The sequence below is a fragment of the Lentilactobacillus kefiri genome, from assembly GCF_007989105.1.
Taxonomy (GTDB): Bacteria; Bacillota; Bacilli; order Lactobacillales; family Lactobacillaceae; genus Lentilactobacillus; species Lentilactobacillus kefiri.
The window spans coordinates 1-19095 of sequence record NZ_BJVK01000037.1 but is presented as its reverse complement, the minus strand read 5'-3'; the positions used below and the strand labels follow the sequence as shown (position 1 = coordinate 19095).

At 40.6% G+C, this 19095-nt stretch carries 19 protein-coding genes and 3 riboswitches; of the genes, 8 read left to right on the top strand and 11 right to left on the bottom strand.

What is annotated here, in order from left to right:
• Positions 1-1332: 1332 nt before the first annotated feature.
• From LKE01_RS09975 to thiE, 9 genes are all read right to left on the bottom strand, one after another.
• Entirely contained in the window at positions 1333-2103 is a 771-nt protein-coding gene (locus LKE01_RS09975) for an ABC transporter permease (RefSeq protein ID WP_054769632.1), read from the bottom strand.
• Positions 2104-2107: 4 nt separating this feature from the next.
• Entirely contained in the window at positions 2108-2995 is an 888-nt protein-coding gene (locus tag LKE01_RS09970; protein WP_054769633.1) for an ABC transporter ATP-binding protein, read from the bottom strand.
• Between the two features lie 14 nt (positions 2996-3009).
• Entirely contained in the window at positions 3010-3357 is a 348-nt protein-coding gene (locus tag LKE01_RS09965) for a hypothetical protein (protein ID WP_054769634.1), read from the bottom strand.
• Positions 3354-3584, bottom strand: a complete 231-nt coding sequence (locus tag LKE01_RS09960; RefSeq protein WP_020281415.1) for a helix-turn-helix transcriptional regulator — start codon at positions 3582-3584, stop codon at positions 3354-3356. Before LKE01_RS09960 ends, LKE01_RS09965 begins: the two co-directional genes overlap by 4 nt.
• A gap of 208 nt (positions 3585-3792) precedes the next feature.
• Positions 3793-4560, bottom strand: coding sequence for an ABC transporter permease (locus LKE01_RS09955; RefSeq protein WP_056982223.1), 768 nt, complete (start codon positions 4558-4560; stop codon positions 3793-3795).
• On the bottom strand, positions 4553-5461 hold the full coding sequence (locus tag LKE01_RS09950) for an ABC transporter ATP-binding protein (protein WP_054769637.1): 909 nt from the start codon (positions 5459-5461) through the stop codon (positions 4553-4555). The genes LKE01_RS09955 and LKE01_RS09950 overlap by 8 nt, the downstream gene beginning before the upstream one ends.
• Positions 5462-5513: 52 nt before the next feature.
• Complete coding sequence (locus LKE01_RS09945) at positions 5514-6095, bottom strand: helix-turn-helix domain-containing protein (protein WP_056982225.1); 582 nt, start codon at positions 6093-6095, stop codon at positions 5514-5516.
• A 338-nt stretch (positions 6096-6433) separates the two neighbouring features.
• The gene (locus LKE01_RS09940; protein ID WP_146979227.1) at positions 6434-8347 is read right to left on the bottom strand and encodes a S53 family peptidase; all 1914 of its coding nucleotides are present in this window, start codon (positions 8345-8347) and stop codon (positions 6434-6436) included.
• A gap of 113 nt (positions 8348-8460) precedes the next feature.
• Positions 8461-9093, bottom strand: a complete 633-nt coding sequence (thiE, locus tag LKE01_RS09935) for a thiamine phosphate synthase (RefSeq protein ID WP_056982229.1) — start codon at positions 9091-9093, stop codon at positions 8461-8463.
• A 143-nt stretch (positions 9094-9236) separates the two neighbouring features.
• A riboswitch (TPP riboswitch) is annotated at positions 9237-9329 on the top strand.
• 133 nt (positions 9330-9462) lie between these two features.
• Between thiE and thiS the strand changes: the two genes are divergently transcribed.
• The 6 genes from thiS to LKE01_RS09905 all read left to right on the top strand — a co-directional run bounded on the left by thiS (position 9463) and on the right by LKE01_RS09905 (position 14629).
• A complete protein-coding gene (gene thiS, locus LKE01_RS09930) occupies positions 9463-9660 on the top strand; it encodes a sulfur carrier protein ThiS (protein WP_054769638.1) in 198 nt (65 codons plus the stop codon).
• 16 nt (positions 9661-9676) lie between these two features.
• Positions 9677-10324: a sulfur carrier protein ThiS adenylyltransferase ThiF gene (gene thiF, locus LKE01_RS09925; protein ID WP_054769639.1), complete on the top strand. Its 648-nt coding sequence runs from the start codon at positions 9677-9679 to the stop codon at positions 10322-10324.
• Between the two features lie 11 nt (positions 10325-10335).
• Positions 10336-11112 (top strand): thiazole synthase, encoded by a 777-nt coding sequence (locus tag LKE01_RS09920; RefSeq protein ID WP_056982231.1) that lies wholly within the window; start codon positions 10336-10338, stop codon positions 11110-11112.
• Between the two features lie 10 nt (positions 11113-11122).
• Positions 11123-12343, top strand: coding sequence for a M20 family metallo-hydrolase (locus LKE01_RS09915; protein WP_054769640.1), 1221 nt, complete (start codon positions 11123-11125; stop codon positions 12341-12343).
• A gap of 17 nt (positions 12344-12360) precedes the next feature.
• On the top strand, positions 12361-13608 hold the full coding sequence (locus LKE01_RS09910) for a dicarboxylate/amino acid:cation symporter (protein WP_056982235.1): 1248 nt from the start codon (positions 12361-12363) through the stop codon (positions 13606-13608).
• Positions 13609-13807: 199 nt separating this feature from the next.
• Entirely contained in the window at positions 13808-14629 is an 822-nt protein-coding gene (locus LKE01_RS09905) for a hypothetical protein (RefSeq protein ID WP_056982238.1), read from the top strand.
• A gap of 226 nt (positions 14630-14855) precedes the next feature.
• On the opposite strand, the gene LKE01_RS09900 is transcribed toward LKE01_RS09905, so the two are convergent.
• Together LKE01_RS09900 and LKE01_RS09895 are read right to left on the bottom strand one after the other, a co-directional pair.
• Complete coding sequence (locus tag LKE01_RS09900; protein WP_054769641.1) at positions 14856-15101, bottom strand: hypothetical protein; 246 nt, start codon at positions 15099-15101, stop codon at positions 14856-14858.
• Positions 15102-15171: 70 nt separating this feature from the next.
• Positions 15172-15516, bottom strand: coding sequence for a hypothetical protein (locus tag LKE01_RS09895; RefSeq protein WP_056982247.1), 345 nt, complete (start codon positions 15514-15516; stop codon positions 15172-15174).
• 115 nt (positions 15517-15631) lie between these two features.
• Between LKE01_RS09895 and LKE01_RS09890 the strand changes: the two genes are divergently transcribed.
• The gene (locus tag LKE01_RS09890; protein ID WP_054769642.1) at positions 15632-17146 is read left to right on the top strand and encodes a multicopper oxidase family protein; all 1515 of its coding nucleotides are present in this window, start codon (positions 15632-15634) and stop codon (positions 17144-17146) included.
• Between the two features lie 57 nt (positions 17147-17203).
• Positions 17204-17369: riboswitch (M-box (ykoK) riboswitch) on the top strand.
• Between the two features lie 724 nt (positions 17370-18093).
• Positions 18094-18184: riboswitch (TPP riboswitch) on the top strand.
• Between the two features lie 149 nt (positions 18185-18333).
• Positions 18334-19017, top strand: a complete 684-nt coding sequence (tenA, locus tag LKE01_RS09885; RefSeq protein ID WP_449826298.1) for a thiaminase II — start codon at positions 18334-18336, stop codon at positions 19015-19017.
• The last annotated feature ends 78 nt before the right edge of the window (positions 19018-19095 follow it).

The window sequence follows — 19095 nt, the reverse complement described above, 5'->3', positions numbered from 1 at the left end:
CCATATATTTTTAGGAAACGAATTTCATTTTCCACCATCACAAAATAAATGATTCGATAACTCCCACTTTTTTCTTGATCACTATGCTCGCTATCAAATCTCATTTTGATAGCACCACCAGTTCCCAAAATTATGTCTCCGGGAAACTTGAACGGTCTTTGATCCTCCACCGCATACCGCACATACTCAGAAATCAATCGCTTCAAATTCTCTTTGTCATCATAACCCAGCCCCAGCTTTCGCCACTTACGATCAAAAGGCTTAGGGAAGATAAATAACAGTTCCTTATAGATTTGGTTCACCTACTATCTGTAATAGTATACGTATCCTACGTACTTATCAAGTATTACATATCCTAATTACACATTTTTTATTATAAACGGTGTTCAGCTGACTTCTCACCTGCGCGCCATTCTGCATATTAAGTACGTAAGATTATAGGCATTTCCTACAAACGAACGGAATAATGAGTTGGCATGTAAAAGTTCCTTTCTTTTACGAGACGATTGATTTATTATACCTTCTCTTAAAAGTTGGCTCAGAAACTGGCTTACATCCACTTGTTGAGTTGATAAATTGTGCTTGAAGCCACAAGCTGAATCACTACATTATTAATAGTACAGTCCGACCGTAAACCCTACTAAAAAGGCTAATCCAATCAGTAGAATAACTGGGAGTATATGAATCATAAACTGGAACAAGGTTTTTAAGATATGATCTTACCTCGCATTCTTAAGTATTAATGTAATTCCGTCTATTCTATGTATCAAGCTATGATTTAGCACATTTGTTAATATTCATTGAACTCCGGCTGAATTAGGCATAACACTTCAAACAGGAAAGCATTCTTGAAATCCGCGATATTCCATTACTAAGCAATGACACACGGAGAGACCCATCAATCAATAATAAAACAATTGATTGATGGGCTTCTTAGCATGAATGGACATTTTTCCTTAAATATTAAAATAACAACTATATTTTGTTCCCGTTATGTTTTCTTTGATCCCTGTATACAAATATTGTTTGGACCACAAACATGATAAACAGTACAATGGCAACAAAGTACCAATTCAATCGGACATCTGTACTGCCTGATAGTGTCACAAAGAAGTAAATTAGGAATCCACTGCTTACCCATGATAGAAATATGCCAAAGCTCTTTATGATTACTTGCATGACTGTTTCTCCTTCCCGTTAACCCTTCATCAAAGTCACAGAATCACTAAGTTTAACTAGCCTGATTTTCCAACACTCACAGCTAATCTAATGTGAACGTTACATATCTACTGAATATTGATAAAGATTATAATTGGTCATGTTTCTTAAGGATCAGACTGCTCGATGCTGGAACACAAAATACCCTGCTGTCAGTAATAAAACAATGTAAACGAGATTTCCTGAAAATAACTGAGTCAATGTCAACCGGGTTAGATGAATTTCACTGGGAGAAAGGATTTGATCCGGATATTGTAGCATATTCAAAGGATCCCACTTTAACCATGGCCATTTAATAACTAGCAGAGCACTCATCCCAGACATTATATTAGTGACAAAAGAACTGATAATTCCAACAGAAATCGCAGCAGCAGAGTTCTTAAACAAATTACTGAGAAGTATCACAATGCTTAAGATCAACCATACAGTTAACAGGTTGGCAAGATCAACCACAATTGTACTCGTCAACACCGTATACCCATGACCTAAGTTTGCACCTAAGTCTACTTTGGGAAACAGGATAAACTTAATTAACAATGAACTGATATTGATCCAGACAAGCCATGCAACTGAATAAACCAGAAGGGTGATCCATTTGCTAATTAAGATTTTGCCACGAGGATATTCTCGATATAGTAAATTTTTAATCGTTCCATATTGGAATTCCATCGTGATAATCGAACTACTTGCAGCAATTAGATAGAAAACTAACAATGTTGTCGCATAGTATCCAGTTGTATAGGTTTCTTGTGGATTGAACACATCTGGATGAATCTTAGCCATTACTGCAAATCCAATCTGAATTACCATCATAACAATTAATGAAATCCATGTACTGTGCTTCTTAAATAACTTAAAAAGCTCTTGTCGAATTAAAATCATCATGACCCTACACCTTCTCTTCTGCCAATACTGTTAACAACGAATGTTCTAAGTTACCTTCATTATGTTGAAGATCGATGATTTCGATATCGTTTTCTGAAAGTAAACTTAGTAGTTTAGCAACTTCATCTGATTTGCTTTCAATAATTGTCAATGGTTGACTGGCAGTGACTTGATATCCTGCATTCACAACAAGACTATTTGCTGCACGGTCGTCACTGGTCTTCAAAATAATAAAGTGACTATCTCTGTTCAACATTTCTTCCATACTTGTATGCTGGATGATTCTGCCTTTCTTTATCACGATTAAATCATCAGCCAGTTTCTCCAACTCACTCAGAATATGTGATGAAATCAAGAAAGTTGTTCCATTCTCAGCCATCTGCTTAATTAAAACTCTCAAGTCTTTAACTGATTGCGGGTCCAAGCCATTCATTGGTTCATCCAAAATGACTAGGTTCGGCTCATTAACAAGCGCCAATGCGATACCAAGCTTTTGTTTCATCCCCAATGAATAGTGGCCAGCTCGTTTCTTAATGTAAGAACTCATATGAAGCTCAGACACAACCTTTTCAACGTTAGCTTTTGATGTAGCAAACAGTTTCAAGTTATCCCAGCCCGTGAGAAATGGATATAGACCAGGATATTCAATTAATGCACCAACTTGCTTCAATGGTCTATGATCTTGAAAAGAAGTATTAGTTCCGGCAACAGTGATCGTTCCTGATTGATAATCCAACAATCCCAGAATGTCCTTCATAATCGTCGACTTCCCTGCACCGTTTGGGCCGACCAATCCAACAATTGTTCCACTTTTAATATCAAAAGAAATGTCATTAAGAACATGTCGAGATCCAAACGACTGGTTGAGATTATTTACAGATAAAATTTTCATTGCTTTGGCCTTCTTTAGTTGCTTCTACGATAGACGACAAACAGGTAAATGTCTGCAGCTAACATCCCAATTCCATATTTAAGAGCCTCAAACTGTTTCAGCAAGTATTCGGTTGGAAATATACTTTCACACGCAATGACTACTACAAAACACAACATAGTTGCCCGAAGATAAATCCGATCAGTTCGCTCATCGCTCTTACCAATCTTTTTGTAAAGATACCACCAGGCCCCCAGGGCAAATAAAACCTCAATCATAATCAAGGATAAAAATAAGTTATAGTGGTTGTAACTCGAATCCGTCCAAGTTTTCAGTGGATAAAATAACCAGGCCGGAATGTCAGACAGTGAATGAATTTTCATTGCTCTTCGTCTCCTTTGTGATAATTAAAAATATCAGTAATTGATGCTCCAAAATAATCGGCTAATCGGAATGCCAGAATTAGTGATGGAGAGTAATTTCCTTTTTCCATAACCAATATCGTTTGTTTTGACACGCCAACCGCATCCGCCAGCTCTGACTGGGACAGATGACGTAAAACACGATACTCATATACCTTGTTATCTATCCGATCGTTGCTATCCTTCATTCGACTCATTAACTTACCCCCAACCTTCAAAAACACCGGTTTCTTTTTGAATTGTCTATATAGTATACCCATCTTTTCCTAAAGTAAAGTATACTTTTATTTTTGTTATGTTTTATTTGATAACGTTCGAATAAACTTTACTTTTTAAAGTAAAAAAGTGCTAATCATCAAAAAGATAATTAACACTCAACTCATTTAAATGAGTCACTCAAATACGCTTTTTCTTAAACGCATAGTACCCAATAGCAATAAACAATCCAGCCCAAATCAGATTTCCAATAATCAGCTCACCGTCACTTAATAATGACGTATGAATTGTACCTGGCGTCAGGAACTGAAATGCAACATTAAACATATTTCCCGGGTTCCATTTAATGATTGAAGAACCATTGCCTACCATGTGAATTAGTAAATTCGAAATAGGCGTTCCCATAAAAATAAATAGTAAACCAACTACTGCGGCAATTGAGCTTGTGCGGCTTAAACTGGCAATTAAGAACACAATTGTGATGATCAGCAAACAAGAAAATAAATTACTAAATAAAAATGTCATCAGGTTTTGCATCACCGTTTGATTGTTATCATATATCGCCCCAAACGGGTGAGTTGATCCATATGAAATATATTTAACAACGATGGTGAAAATAAACATGAAGCCATGTAGGACAACACAATACGCGCTCACAACTATCATCTTGGTAAAATAAATCAAGAAACGATTATTGTGCTGGGCAATCATGTGTTTAATTGTGCCATGCTCAAATTCCATGGTAACGATGTTGGCGCTGGCAATAATCAGTAAAACATCCGCCCACTCTCCGCCAGCGAAAGATTGAGTAATGTAATAATTTAAGTCTCCGGTATTTTTACTTGAGATTCCAACAAAGAGCATCAAGCCAAACAAAACCAACGGTGAAAACAAAATGCCCTTTTGATGAACTAACTTAAAAAATTCCTGCTTCAATAAATCAATCATTGTGAACAGCCTCCCTTGAACCCTTAATATAACTTAGAGTAGCTGTCTCAAGATCCATCCCCTGATGGGAAATATCCAGCAATTCAATATGGTTTTCAATTAAAAGGGTCAGGAAATCATTTAACTGACGTGCAGAATTATCAATCTGAATAGAACTTCCATTATCAGCAACAACAAAGCCATGTTGAAGCAACAGATTTTTGGCAGCCTTATTGTCATTGGTTGTGAGAATATAAGACCTTTGACCGAGACCCCGTAGCTCTGGCATTGTGGTTTGAAAAAACATTTTGCCATTATTAATTAGAATGATATCATCGGAAATCTTTTCGAGCTCGCTTAAAATATGACTAGAGACAATAAAAGTGATTCCTCGCTGAGCTTCAGACGTAATTATCTTTCTAAGATCCAAAGTTGCCATCAAGTCCAGCCCATTCATTGGTTCATCTAAAATCACGAGATCTGGTTTGTTGATTAATGCTAACGCAATCCCAAGCTTTTGCTTCACACCAAAAGAATATCTTGTAACTTTTGAGTTGATATACTTTCCCATACCCATTAAGTTCACGACGTCAGCTACGTCAGCCTTTGTTGCTGAATATAGCTTAAAATGCTGCATACCGGTTAAAAATGGGTAAATCGATGGGCTTTCAATCAACGCACCGGTTCTGGAACTCATTCGGTTAACGTTCTTGCTCGTAATCTTCTGCCCTTCAAAATAAAGGGCGCCTTGTTCATATGGATAAATGCCTAGGATACATTTCATAATGGTAGACTTTCCAGATCCATTAGGACCGACCAAGCCAACGACATGTCCTTTGGGGATATGAAAAGAAAGGTTATCCAAAACCTTATGTTTGCCAAATTGTTTCGTTAAATTCTTAAACACCAAAATATCAGACATCACAATCTCTCCTAATAATGCAGAATGTGATCAATATTTGGCTAGAAGGAACTCACTTCAACTCAAACTTGTGGCGAAAAATTAAGAACAAATTAAGCAATCCCAGGTATCCGGAAAATCCAATACCATATTGTAAACCGAACCCCATATTAAATACATATACATATGCGCTAACAATTGCCACAATCACAAATATTATATAGGCTCCAAGGAACAAACCAGATCTTAAAGAATGAATTCGTCTTATTCCTTTTCTGCTTGCTAAAATTCTTAACCCAAGTATCCAGAAGATCAGGATATCGGCCAGAAGAAATCCAGCACGAGTCGAATACTGAGTTACCCGTTCAGCTATAATGATTGCAAGCATCACTACTAATGAATTACGGGTAAACCGTATAATCCCAGAATTTTGGCTTTGATCAACCTTATCAGCATCCGACACTAATTGATCCAGTGAAATATGATAAATTTTGGCCATTTGACGGAGAATATCAATATCAGGACGATTACGACCGGTTTCCCAACCAGAAATCGTTTTGCGTGAAACATTCAGTTTGTCTGCAAGTTGTTGCTGAGTGAGTGATGAATTCTTTCTTCTTGCTTTGAGTTGTTGAGCAAAGTGATCATCAACCATATCGATCCTCCTCAATGTAATTCCGTCTATTATATGTATCAAGCTATGCTTTAGAGCATGTGGTAATATGGATGCCTTCGATTTAGAGCATCCCTGTCAAATCAGTGCTTATGCGTCTAATTATTGATGATAAGTGTTTGTTTTTCGGCCATTATTTGGTTTGCGGAAACCGAAAACCTATCTTGAATCCGTTGCTAAATAACATTATATCACTGGCAAGAAAGCAACAAATTACTTGGAAAAATTAAAAAGCGATTGCTCTGACACATCTGCTCATGCAATTAAGTAAAATAATAGAGTCACCCTCCACTGTGTAAAGTAAGGATGACTCCATCATGTTATTTATAATCTTCTGCCAGCTTTGCGAAGTCCGTTGTTCCTAATCCACTTGCTTGATTGTAGACTGTTCCTGGCTGACCAGTATAATACAAGTTTGAATTATCAGTTGTCGCATTTAATGGGTGGAACGGTGAATCAGATTTCTGGGCTAGCTGATAGATTTGAGCATTCCAGAATCCCATTCGTGCACGACCAGGCTGGCTATTAATAACAGCTGTCATTGCGGCGTATTGAGGCGCAACAATACTGGTTCCACCACTTGGGGGCCACTGAATGCCATCTTTTTTGTAATATACCTTGTACCCTGTTTCGGGGTCGGCATCTGCAGAAACATCAGGATAATTTCTTCCTGAATCGGTTCCATGAACAAGTGGCGCGCCCAAAACAAATTGATTCAGACTTGAGACATAATTTCTGGCATTGAAGGTATTCACGCCAGGTACCCCTTGTTGGTAAGTTGGGGTACTCGTAAGTTTATTAAATCCGCCACCACTGCCTCTCAACAGCCCATCGATTCTATCTGGGACTTGAGCAAGTCTATCCGGATTGCCTACAAGTGGCCATATATAATCTGTCCCCCAACTTCTTTCGCTAGAAATTGTGACTTTCCCAAGTGATTTTTCATTTCCCTTAGTCGGAAGATTTCCATCAAAGGGTAATGTAGTGCCACCCGTCGATGTTATCCACGGATTTGCATCAAATGGTAAATTTCCATTTATAGAACGATCCATCAACAAATGATTACCTGCAATGCCCTTAACGTCGAAGTTTAGAGCACCTGTGTCGCCCGAAGCGACAAAACTTGAAACACCTTGGATTGCGGATTGAGCAAGCACAAAATTTAAAACATCCAAATATTTTGAGCTTAAAACCTTGTGCCTAACTAACAAATTCAAGTATGAACTCCCAAAAAGTCCCCAACTGGTTGATAAACTGCTTGCCTTGTTTTCGTTTAATGCAGTAGCGTAAGCGTTAATCATATTCATAACTGTTGGATATGGGCTTCGAACCCAGTAAATTCTCACATTTGCTTGTGGGGCGACAGAGCCTACATATTCAACATCCATCGTTGTTTCGCCTTCATCGAGACTGACCAGATTACCCTTGTACATATCACCAGGAATCACCTTGGTCGTGAGTCGATGCATGTCAGTGCTTGCATTTTCATGTTTCCAAAAATGATAGGCATTACTTTTCTTGATATTTCCAAACGCAATAATGCCAATGGTTTGTCCTTTACCTGTCATACCTTGATCATATAAGGGCTGAACATCATATTGATTCACAAATCGGTTGGTGAAGCCGGAAAAAGAATAATCGTTACCTTTCTTTACGAGAGGCATGTTACTGTTAGGCATTACATAATTTCGATTATGATCAGTCATCCCCAACACAGTCCACACCGTGTTTGCAAGCTTTGAAGGAATGTTTGGCTTTTTACTACCAAACTGTAGTGGATTGCTGTGGTAAGTAGCAGTATTCATGTTTACGTGGAAGGTCTTATCAATGTATTTTACCTTTCCAGTCACAGTTAATTGGATTCCGTTGTCATACACCAAAGTTCGTAAGTGATTTTTCTTTAAGTATGACTTCCAACTATTAGTCACAGTTGATGGTTGACCATATTTTGACTGAATATCTGATGGTGTTAAATAATTTTTGAACTGCAAATTATCCGGAGTATTTACATCCATAGCCTGTTGAAAGAATTCTTGAAGATTATTTGGCTTCAAAAAAATATCGAAACTGGTTGTTGTGTTAGCTTTTACAGGTGTAGGCCGATAAACCCCGGAGGAACCTAGTTCACTATATGCTTGTCCAATGGGATTGGATGCAGCGAAAACTGTCTGCGCCACAAAAATACTTGCCAAGCCCAAAACAGACATAATCGTGACTTTTACCCAACTCTTCATAACGTCCACTTCCCCTATTAGTGTGACATGCTATTACAGTAATTTCACACTAATAGTACCACGAAACGGCAATCAAACTACTTATATGAACTCGGTTTGTAACCTAATAGAATTTACCCGATCGCTTCCTCAACCGCATCCCGCAGTTTCCGAGTAGCCGCAGCCGGATCCTGTGCCTTCATAATCGCCGAAACTACAGCCACCCCGTCAACATGTGCGCCATCGATGGCATCCACGTTATCAGCTTTAAGTCCGCCGATTGCGTACACCGTGATGCCAACTGCTCGCCTAATTTTACCCAATGTTTCGACTGAAGTATGGACAGTCTTAACGTGCGTGGTAGTTGGGAAAATGGCGCCGGTTCCCAGATAATCAGCACCCATTTCTTCAGCCGTTTTTGCCTGTTTCAAAGTCTTGGCGGTCGCTCCGATAATTTTCTTTGGCCCAAGAATTCTACGGGCAACGTCAACTGGTAAGTCGCTTTGGCCAAGATGAACGCCAGCCGCATCGACTGCTTGAGCAATATCCAATCGGTCATCAATAATCAGCGGAATCTTGTATTTATCAGTGATTACCTTCACTTTTTGTGCCAGCTCAAAGATTTCCCGACTGGTGCCTTCTTTTTGGCGCAATTGAACCAAGCCGACACCATTCTGGCATCCCTGTTCAATGGCATTAAAAAACTGTTCATCGGTTAATCCAGTGTGATCCGTTACGAGATAAAGTGGTCGATTTGTTAGTTTCACAATCATTTCCTCCAATATTTTTACTTTTGCCATCAGTGTAATTGAAGGCTGGCAAAAAGTATAGAGATTATTATCGCTTGACTTTCATAATGTATGCGGTTATAAATAAAGCATGAGCTTGGAAATTAATCAAGCCTAACTGAATACTTCGTCTGGGGTGCCTGAAAAGGCTGAGATAATACCCATCGAACCTGATGTAGTTTGTACTGCCGAAGGAAGAGCGAATTTAAAAGTGCGTAATAAGCGATGACTTTTAAACCTTCTTTTTGCGGAAAAGAAGGCTTTTCTTTTCTGCAAATTGAATTTAAACGTTAAACCATTTTTAAAAAAAGGCCTCTTTCTTCGGAATATGAAGAAGGAGGTCTTTTTATGGTAACGGTCAATGGTCAACAGGAGTCCGGCGCTGTCGGACAAACCATTACTGACTTTTTGAATAAGCGTGATGCGCCAATCGACAATATCGTTGTCGAACGCAACGGCGATATTATCCATCGTGCCGATTTTGATCACGTCAAAATATCAGAAAATGACAAACTGGAACTAATATCGTTCGTTGGTGGCGGCTAAAAGGAGATCGTAAAACATGCAGGAACCAGTTGTACAAGGAATGAGCTATGAACAAGTTTATCAAGGTATGAAAGAACGCAACGTTAAGGATTCAACCGACAAGTTGACAAAAGCTCATGTCACCATTGCCGGTGCCGGCGGTTTGGGTTCAAACATTGCGATCGCTTTAACTCGAATTGGTGTCGGTCATCTGACTTTAATTGATTTTGATTCAATTGAATTAAGTAATTTAAACCGGCAGCAATTTAAGTTGAGTCAGGTTGGCATGCCAAAGGTCGTGGCGTTAAAGCAAAACCTCCAGGAATTTAATCCCTTTATTGAGATTAAAACCAAGCAGGTTGAAGTGACTCACGACAATGTTAAGGAATTGTTTGCGGACGCCGATATTATCACTGAAGCATTTGATAACCCGGCCGCCAAGGCAATGCTGCTGGATGCCGCTTCCGAGTTCTACCCTGACAAGCCAATTGTCATGGGTACCGGAATGGCCGGCATCCACAGTTCCAACACCATTACAACCAAGCATCCCCGCCCCAACCTCTACATTGCAGGTGACGGCACATCCAAGGGTGCCGAAGGTTTAATGGCACCACGAGTTATGATCGCAGCAGGTCACGAAGCAAATATGGTTACCCGATTAATTTTAGGTGAAAAAGAAATCTAAGGAGAATTCTTATGGCAAATGAAAAAGATGAATTGGTAATTGGTAGTCACACCTTTACTTCACGTTTTATTTTAGGTTCTGGAAAATATTCTTACGATTTAATCGATTCAGCAATTAATAACGCCAAGGCTCAAATTATCACGATGGCTTTGCGTCGAAGCAACACTGGCAAAGAAAACATTTTAAATTACATTCCTGAAGGAATTACCATTTTACCTAACACTTCAGGATCAACCAACGCTGAAGAAGCCATTCGGACAGCCCATATTGCCCGTGAATTGAGTGGTAGTGACTTCATCAAACTTGAAGTTGTGCCAGACAAAAAGTATTTGATGCCCAATAACTACGAAACTTTAAAAGCAACTGAAGTGTTGGCAAAAGAAGGCTTCATTGTGATGCCTTACATGCTGCCGGACTTAAACGTTGCTCGTCAATTGGTTGACGCTGGTGCCGCAACCGTGATGCCTTTGGGTGCCCCAATCGGAACCAACAAAGGATTGTCCACCAAAGACTTAATTCAAATTTTGATTGATGAAATTAACGTCCCAATCATCGTCGATGCCGGAATTGGCCGTCCAAGTCAAGCTGCCGAAGCAATGGAAATGGGTGCTGCCGCTGTCATGGCCAACACCTCAATGGCAACTGCCGGCAACATTCCGTTAATGGCCGAAGCCTTCAAGCTGGCTGTTGAAGCTGGCCGAAAAGCTTACTTGGCTAAGCCGGGACGGGTTATCGAACACGGCGCTGTTGCGTCATCTCCACTTACCGGTGTCAGCGCGGTGAAATAGGGGCGGTCATATGACAACAACCCAACTTAATCAGTTAACTCACCGACTCGAGACCATTAATGGTTTATCCAAAGGTGAGATCGGTCAAAATCGGTTAGTCTATTCACCAACCTGGGTCAGTGCGCAGCAACAGGTTATCAAGTGGGGCCTTGACCTCGGACTTCAAGTCAGCGTTGACGATTTTGGAACCACCTATATGGATATTCCTGGAACTGTTCACCCCGATCAAGTCATTGCAGTCGGTTCACACATTGATACCGTGGCCCAAGGTGGTCGCTTTGATGGTCTGTATGGTGTTCTTGGCGGTCTCCAAGCAATTGAAGATTTGTTAGAAACTGCTGGCCGGCCGAAGAAAACAATCCGTTTGATTTCGTTTTCCGAAGAAGAAGGCAGTCGCTTTCCGGATACATTTACCGGATCCAAGCACTACACCAATCAGAAAGTGAATTTGGCAATGACTGACCCTGATGGAATTTCTTTCGAGAATGCCAGAAAAGACGCTGTTGGCAAATTGAATTTACCTGGTGTCACACATGCCAAGCCCGGTTTGCCATCAACCTTTACCGAACTACACATTGAACAAGGCCCAAGACTCATTGACCGGCAATTACAAATCGGCCTGGTCACCGCGATTGTTGGCCAGCGGCGATTTACCGTGACCGTCAAAGGAATCGCCAATCACGCTGGGACGACGCCAATGGACGAAAGAGCGGATGCGTTGGAAATGGCTGTCACTTTAATCAGTGAGCTCCGTAGCCGCGCCCATGAGCTTAACAAGAACCTCACGTTTACGGTGGGTGAAATGCACGTTTCGCCGAACACATCCAACGTCATCCCTGGGTTCGTCACCTTCTCGATTGATACCCGTTACAGCAGCGAAAATGTTTTAGACAAATTTGAACACATTATCAACCAGGTTGTTGAACAAAATCAGACAACTAACATCACCAGTACCGTTAATCGATGGGCCAAAAGTGATGTCACCCATTTGGACGATCAATTGTTGTCAGCTAACCAAAAGATTGCCGATCGGTTAGGCTTTAGCTCAACCCAATTGGCATCAGGTGCCGGCCACGATAGTCAAATCATGGCGAAAGTGACCCGCACGACGATGATCTTTGTCCCAAGCATTAACGGTATCAGTCATGCCCCTGAAGAAAACACAAGTAAAGAAGATCTCCTCCGTGGGGTTGAACTATTGACGGAGAGTCTCCGCCAACAAGCATATTAACGTTTGGGGGAAATAACTTGAAACGGATTAGTATTACTGCACAAATCGGAATTGGAATGATTGTCGGCGCCGGTCTTGGATTGGCATTTGGGCCAAAGATCGCCGGCATTCAATTACTGGGAAATATTTTTCTCCGCTTAATTCAAATGGCAGTCGTCCTGCTAATATTTGGCGCCGTTATCGAAGCCCTGGGTAGTTTGAAATCCGCTCAACTGGGAAGATTGGGTGGCAAAACCGCACTGTGGTTTCTGGTCACGACACTGATTGCGGCAGTCCTCGGGCTGGCAATTGGCTATGCGGTCAATCCCGGAAATGGCATCAAGCTGGCATCCGTCAGCACCTCGGGAACAGTTGCCAAAGCATCGACTAACTTTAGTCAGACTGTTTTGGACTTCTTCCCAACAAATATTTTTGACGCGTTGGCAAAGGGCAATGTCATCCAAGTGATTATTTTTGCGATATTATTTGGAATTGTCCTGAACCGCGCCAATCGTGACGGTAAGTTCAATCAGGTGCTAAGTTTCGTCAAACAAATGAATCAGCTAACTGTCAAGCTGGTCATGTTGGTCATGAAGCTGGCACCAATCGGAATTGCCGCACTAATGGCTTGGGTAACCGCAACCAGCGGGATTAAAGTCATCCTGCCCCTGCTCAAATTCTTAACGGCATTTGGCCTGGGTAGCGTCACTTTCTTGATTGTCCTGTTTGGCTTTATCAGCTGGTACGCCAAAGTACCGCTGCGAGGATTAGTCCGCGGCTTCTCAAGGATTATCCTAGTTGCGTTTACCACCACTTCTTCAGCGATTTCACTTCCAATTGAAATGGAGGATGCCGAAGATCGGTTAGGGGTTGAAAAATCAATTAGTCAACTGGTCCTACCACTGGGAATGGCATTGAACAGTAACGGCTTGGCGATGTATCTGTCCCTATCGTGCTTAACGTTGACTCAAATGTATGGAATGTCTGTTTCACCAATATCGATGGTCAAAATTGTTCTGTTATCAATCATCGCCTGCTTGGGAACGGTTGTCGTTCCCGGTGGTGGCCTGGTTGCATTGACCATTGTTGTCCCAACCTTGGGACTGCCGTTGCAAAGTATTGCAATCTTGGCAGGAATCGATTGGTTCTCGGGAATGTTTAGAACGGTCCTCAATGTGGTTGGAGATACGACAACCGCTATTGCAGTCGCTTCTGATGAAAAATCCTTAAATAGAGAACTGTATAAAATTTCTGCCGACAAAATGGCACCAAAGCACAACTTGTGAGATCACTTCTTCGATTTACAGCACCATAGATTTAACGTGGGAAGCCGCAACACTTTTCTACCACAAATAAAGGACCCATCGGCCAAATCGAATTGGTCTGTGGATCCTTATTTTGTATCTAATCACACCGTCAAATGATTAACGTTGACAATGCCATTAACCTACCGGATAATATCTCCGTGAAGGGGGAAATTTAATAATGCAAAAACGATTTGTAAAATTCTTGTCCCTTGCCTTATTGGCAATCGGAATCGGTATGAGTACCCAACAGGTTACCTCTCATGCCTGGACGTCCACTAACAAGTACACTTGGAATTCTGGAAAGGATCAAGCAGCAATTTATTATACCAACACCAAAAGAAATGCGTACATCTGGAATTCTCGTTTTAGTAAAAAGCTCCATAACTTAAAAAATTATCAGCACACAACCTGGTATGTGACCCGTTCATTTGTCCGGAAAAATAAAGTCTACTATTCAATTAGTAATTATGGTAGCAAAGTTAAAGGCTACATCTGGCACGGTTACGTAACCCCAGCTGTCGTCAAAGACATCAACAGTTTTGATAATGATGCTCAATATCTCAATTATTTAAAATCCGATAAATCTCAAAAGCTCACGCGAGCATTACTTAAGTTAATTCCAAACGTAAATGTGAGCCTCAACTTGTCTCAGCAGGCTGCTATGAATAAAATCACTGATTATCAAAATGTGATTAATTTGGGAATGATCAGTGGAACGGTAACTGAAGGCATGTTAACCCACAAAACGATCGTTCATGACTTCTTGATGCACCCTAATTCTAGTGTTACTGGAAGGGCAAAAACCGTTGGCAAAATGCTTGCGGCAAAAGGATACACCCGTGATAAGCTGGCTTCATTAATGAGCCAAGGTTATCAGGTCGGCATTTATGTAAATGACGGTGCCGCAAATTCAGTTGGTAAATCAGGATATCCAAGTACCATCAGTTTTACTACACCCATTCAAAATAATATGGCTTTTGTGCTTGCCAAAGCAAAATGATGTTGCTAATAAGCCCCGTCTGACAAATGAATGAATCATTCATTTGCTGGATGGAGCTTATTTTATGTTGACATTTTATTTTTAATGGCCAGCTGCAAGCCTTCCTAACCGATTTGCGGATAACGCTAAACCCAACATAAAAAATAGAGGAATCATCAACGAGCCAATTAGGTTCGTTAATGATTCCTCTAATTTATGCTCCGGACAAAACGGGTCTCAGCGCATGTTATTCATGGTGGCTAATGCCACCCAATCGTTCAATCGTTTCCTGCTTGAGGTAGTAAGGGGTAATTCCATCGTCAATGGCTTTGGTTAATAACCCCTGAGCTTTCTTTTGCGCCAGAATTGTAGGTACTTTTAGCGACATAACCGACTTGTTAATCACCATTTGATGGACATCAACATCGGTCTTGTATTCAAGTTTCTTTGGATTCTTTTGATTGTTTGAATGCTCGGTCTTTTCTTTAGCCATGAAAATCCCTCCCCACTACTTTATTTAACTCAATCATAGCAAATTCACAATTGAAAGTATATTCAAAAGACTAGTCTCTCTTTGGAACTTTTTCGAATTTTTCTTGATACCATTTATCCCAGGATCCGTCCTTAAGACTACCATCATCATAATAATCAAGGTTGATTACGGAAATAACGTGTTTAATATCTGTGCCGCGTTGTTCAAGTAATGCATCTACCATCTGTTCTGGAGTAAAGGATTTGTTCTCGAAAATGTAGTGATTGATGTCAGCCAAGTACCAATCAATCTTGTATTCAGCCAAAATCTCAAGGTCGTTTTTCTTAAACCAACGAAGATAAAATTCAATAAAATCCTCAACCGCCTTTTTAGTTGCTGCGTCGTTCAACTTATCGAAAGTTACTACATCTGCCACAGTGACACCTCCTCTTATACTCTTGTAATTCCATTATGCCACAAATCCTGTATCACCGTCGAATTAAGTAGTAAAATTAAACTGAATCCAAAAATAATCAAAGGATGCGGATAAAATGTCAGACAGAAAAGTTTATACAGATTACTTTTTTGATGAACCTGCTTTCAATACTCACGATGGTGGATTTGTCCCATTAGAGGAACCCAAGACTCCTCAACAAGCATTAAAAATTCCAGAGTTGTTGAAGCCGGATAAGGAAACCGATACCGATATGTATTACACGGTCATCGCTCAAACCGGTGAGGCTCAGTTATTACCTGGTAAAAAGACCAAGACTTGGGGATACAATACCGATCTTCTTGGAAAAACCATTTTGTTCAAAAAGGGCAAAATGATTCACATCACTCTCAAAAATGAACTGCCGGAATTAACCACTTTCCATTGGCACGGATTAAACGTACCAGGACCTGTTACTGATGGTGGCTGTCACGCCCCGGTTTATCCTGGCAAGAGTGCTCAAATTGAATTCAAATGTGATCAGCCGGCTGCAACACTTTGGCTGCACGCTCATCCATGCCCATCAACTGCCCAACACGTTTGGAAAGGATTGGCTACTGCGGTTGTCGTTAAAGACGACGTTGAAAGCAAACTCCCATTCCCAAGAAACTATGGCGTTGACGATATTCCAGTGATTTTACAGGATCGTCGCTTCCACAAGGACAATCAATGGGATTACATGGCTGATTATGACCCTGATGGCGTTCAGGGACCAACTGCAATGATCAACGGTACCATTAATCCATACTTTGATGTAACGACACAGCGGCTAAGAATGCGTCTTCTAGACGGTGCTAACCGCCGTGAATGGCGCCTGCATTTCAGTGATGATTTGAAATTTACTCAAATTGCCTCTGATGGTGGAATCCTTCCTGAACCAGTCGACTTCACCCACTTAATGTTGACCTGTGCAGAACGGGCTGAAATTATCGTTGACTTTGGTAAATACAAGCCAGGCGATGAAGTCACCATGTACTGTGATGATGTACCAATCATGCGATTCAGAATTCATGAATTTGCACCTGACAACACCAAATTACCTGATCACTTAGTTGATATTCCAGATCCAGATGTTACCCCGGGAGCTCCAGTTCACAAGGTTGTCATGTCTGGTATGGATGAAGAAGTTATGATCAACAATAAGAAATTTGATATGCAACGAATTGATGACAAGCAAAAGCTCGGTAACGTTGAATATTGGGACATTAGCAATACCAACGACATGAGCAACGGAATGGTTCACCCTTACCATATGCATGGAACTCAATTCAGAGTTGTTTCCAGAAATGGTCATGCACCCTATCCTAACGAAAATGGTTTGAAGGATACCGTTGGTGTCAACCCTGGTGAAACCGTCCGTTTGAAGGTCTGGTTCGATCATTTGGGTGTTTACATGAACCACTGCCACATTATTGAACACGAAGATGGCGGTATGATGGCTCAGTTTGAAGTTTACGATCCAGATCATCCAAAGCAATACAAACTCATGGATATGAAGACTTTGATGAATGCTTTCGCTAAAGAACGTGGCGTTAAAGTTGAAGATCTGAATATTCCTGGAATGGATATGTGAGCTTAAAAGTTGCACATCTGTGATAGACGTGATAGTATAGCTTTTGGAATGAAAAATGAATATAGCTGTTAGGTGAGGCTCCTATGTGAAAAATGCTACTGCTCAGAAACGTCGAAAGACGCCAATGAGTCAGCTGTCCAGGTCAAAGTAAGGCTTGGACTAATGTGGCTGTTAGATTTTAACTACATCACATAGTGCTAAAGCTCAACGACTGGCAAAAGTATTTTTAATGTGTCCAGTCGTGAAGCGGCTGGGCATTTTTCGTTACCAAATATAAAACTTTGAAGAGGTGAGAGTCATGACAAACGAATTTAAAGATCCTGGAGCGACCAAGCATCAGTCTACCATGGGAAGCCCGGTTGTAGTGGCTCTCTTATAACCTAGCGTTTAAAGAGAAATTGTTATAACCGATCTTCCCGAATTAAGTTACTGTTTGATGAATCTAAACGTTTTGTTTCTTGCTTAATAGCTTTACAGCTAGATGTATCACAAGAAAATTCTCGACTTCGTTTGTTTAGACGATTCAACACTTTGGGAATTCGGTTAATGCAATTTCTCGGTGGTCTCGAACATATAGGTACTGGCGTACTTGTGGTCGGTCGGCTACTCAAAGTCGAAAAACACTTCACCTTTTAGGAAACTAATTGGGGAGGAACCAATTAATCGAACTAAATTGCCACACATAAAACGATAATACTAGTAATTATGAGGACGAAACCTCCAAGAATCCGGTGGAAACTGATTCTTGCAAGATAACTGCTAACTTATCGAACAAAAGAACAATAATATTATAAAGCCTTCAACGTAAATTCGTTGAAGGCTTTTAATATTTATTCAGCAATTAATATTGTATGAACTCACCCATCTAAAATCCACACCTTCAGCACTTCTTGACTTTTCCCCGGTTTCCGCGTTTAATAAAAAATGTACCATAACTCAATAACGTATTTTGTGGTCTGGGGCGCTGAACACAGCTGAGATATACCCATGGAACCTGATGCAGTTAGCACTGCCGTAGGGAGACCATTTTAGTCAAATAAAATTCATCCGATGTAAATGACTGAAAGCCCACTTTGAATCTTGAAGTGGGCTTTTTAAATTTTATCGGTCAAAAATTGTTTGTGACCTCACACTGATGTTTGGATTTCCAGAACCACAACTACCGGATGAAAAATAGGAGGACTACTTTGAAAACTTCAACGACTTTTACGGATAAAATGCATGAACTTGCCAAACCCCTTTGGCTGCGGAGCGTGAACCACCCGTTCATCAAACAGTTAACTGCCGGCGAACTGCCAATGTCGACATTTCGATATTACTTGTTGCAAGACCGCTACTATCTGAGTGAATTTGGAAAACTCCACAATCTGATTGCTGATCAATTGGATGACCCATCAGCGATCGACTTTCTAAGAAAGGGTGCTGAAGGCCTTAAGAATGGCGAAATTGCTGTTCGGAAAGGTTTCTTTACCGAATTGAACATCACCAAAGAAGAGATTGCATTAACCCCAATTGCCCCGACTGCTTACAACTATGTCAATCATATGTATGCGGCCCTTTATCGAGGAACTCCCCAACGAGCAATCTCTGCACTATTGCCCTGCTACTGGTTATATAACGAGATTGGCAAGGCGGTCATTTCTAAGGGAGCCCCCGTTTCACTTTATCAACAGTGGATTGAAACGTACGATAGTGAAGGCTACACAGATAGTGTTAACCAAATGATTCAACTTACTAATCTGGCTGCCAGTCAGGTCGATGATGCTGAACGTCAACAAATGACCGATGTCTTCATTAAGAGTAGTGCTTATGAACTAGGTTACTGGCAGATGTCGTTAAAGCATGAGAATTGGGATGCCTTAACAAAATAACTGATTCATTAATATCGTTAAAAAAGAGCGACTCTTGAGTGTCTTTACGCACTTAAGAGTCGCCTTTTAGATTAATAA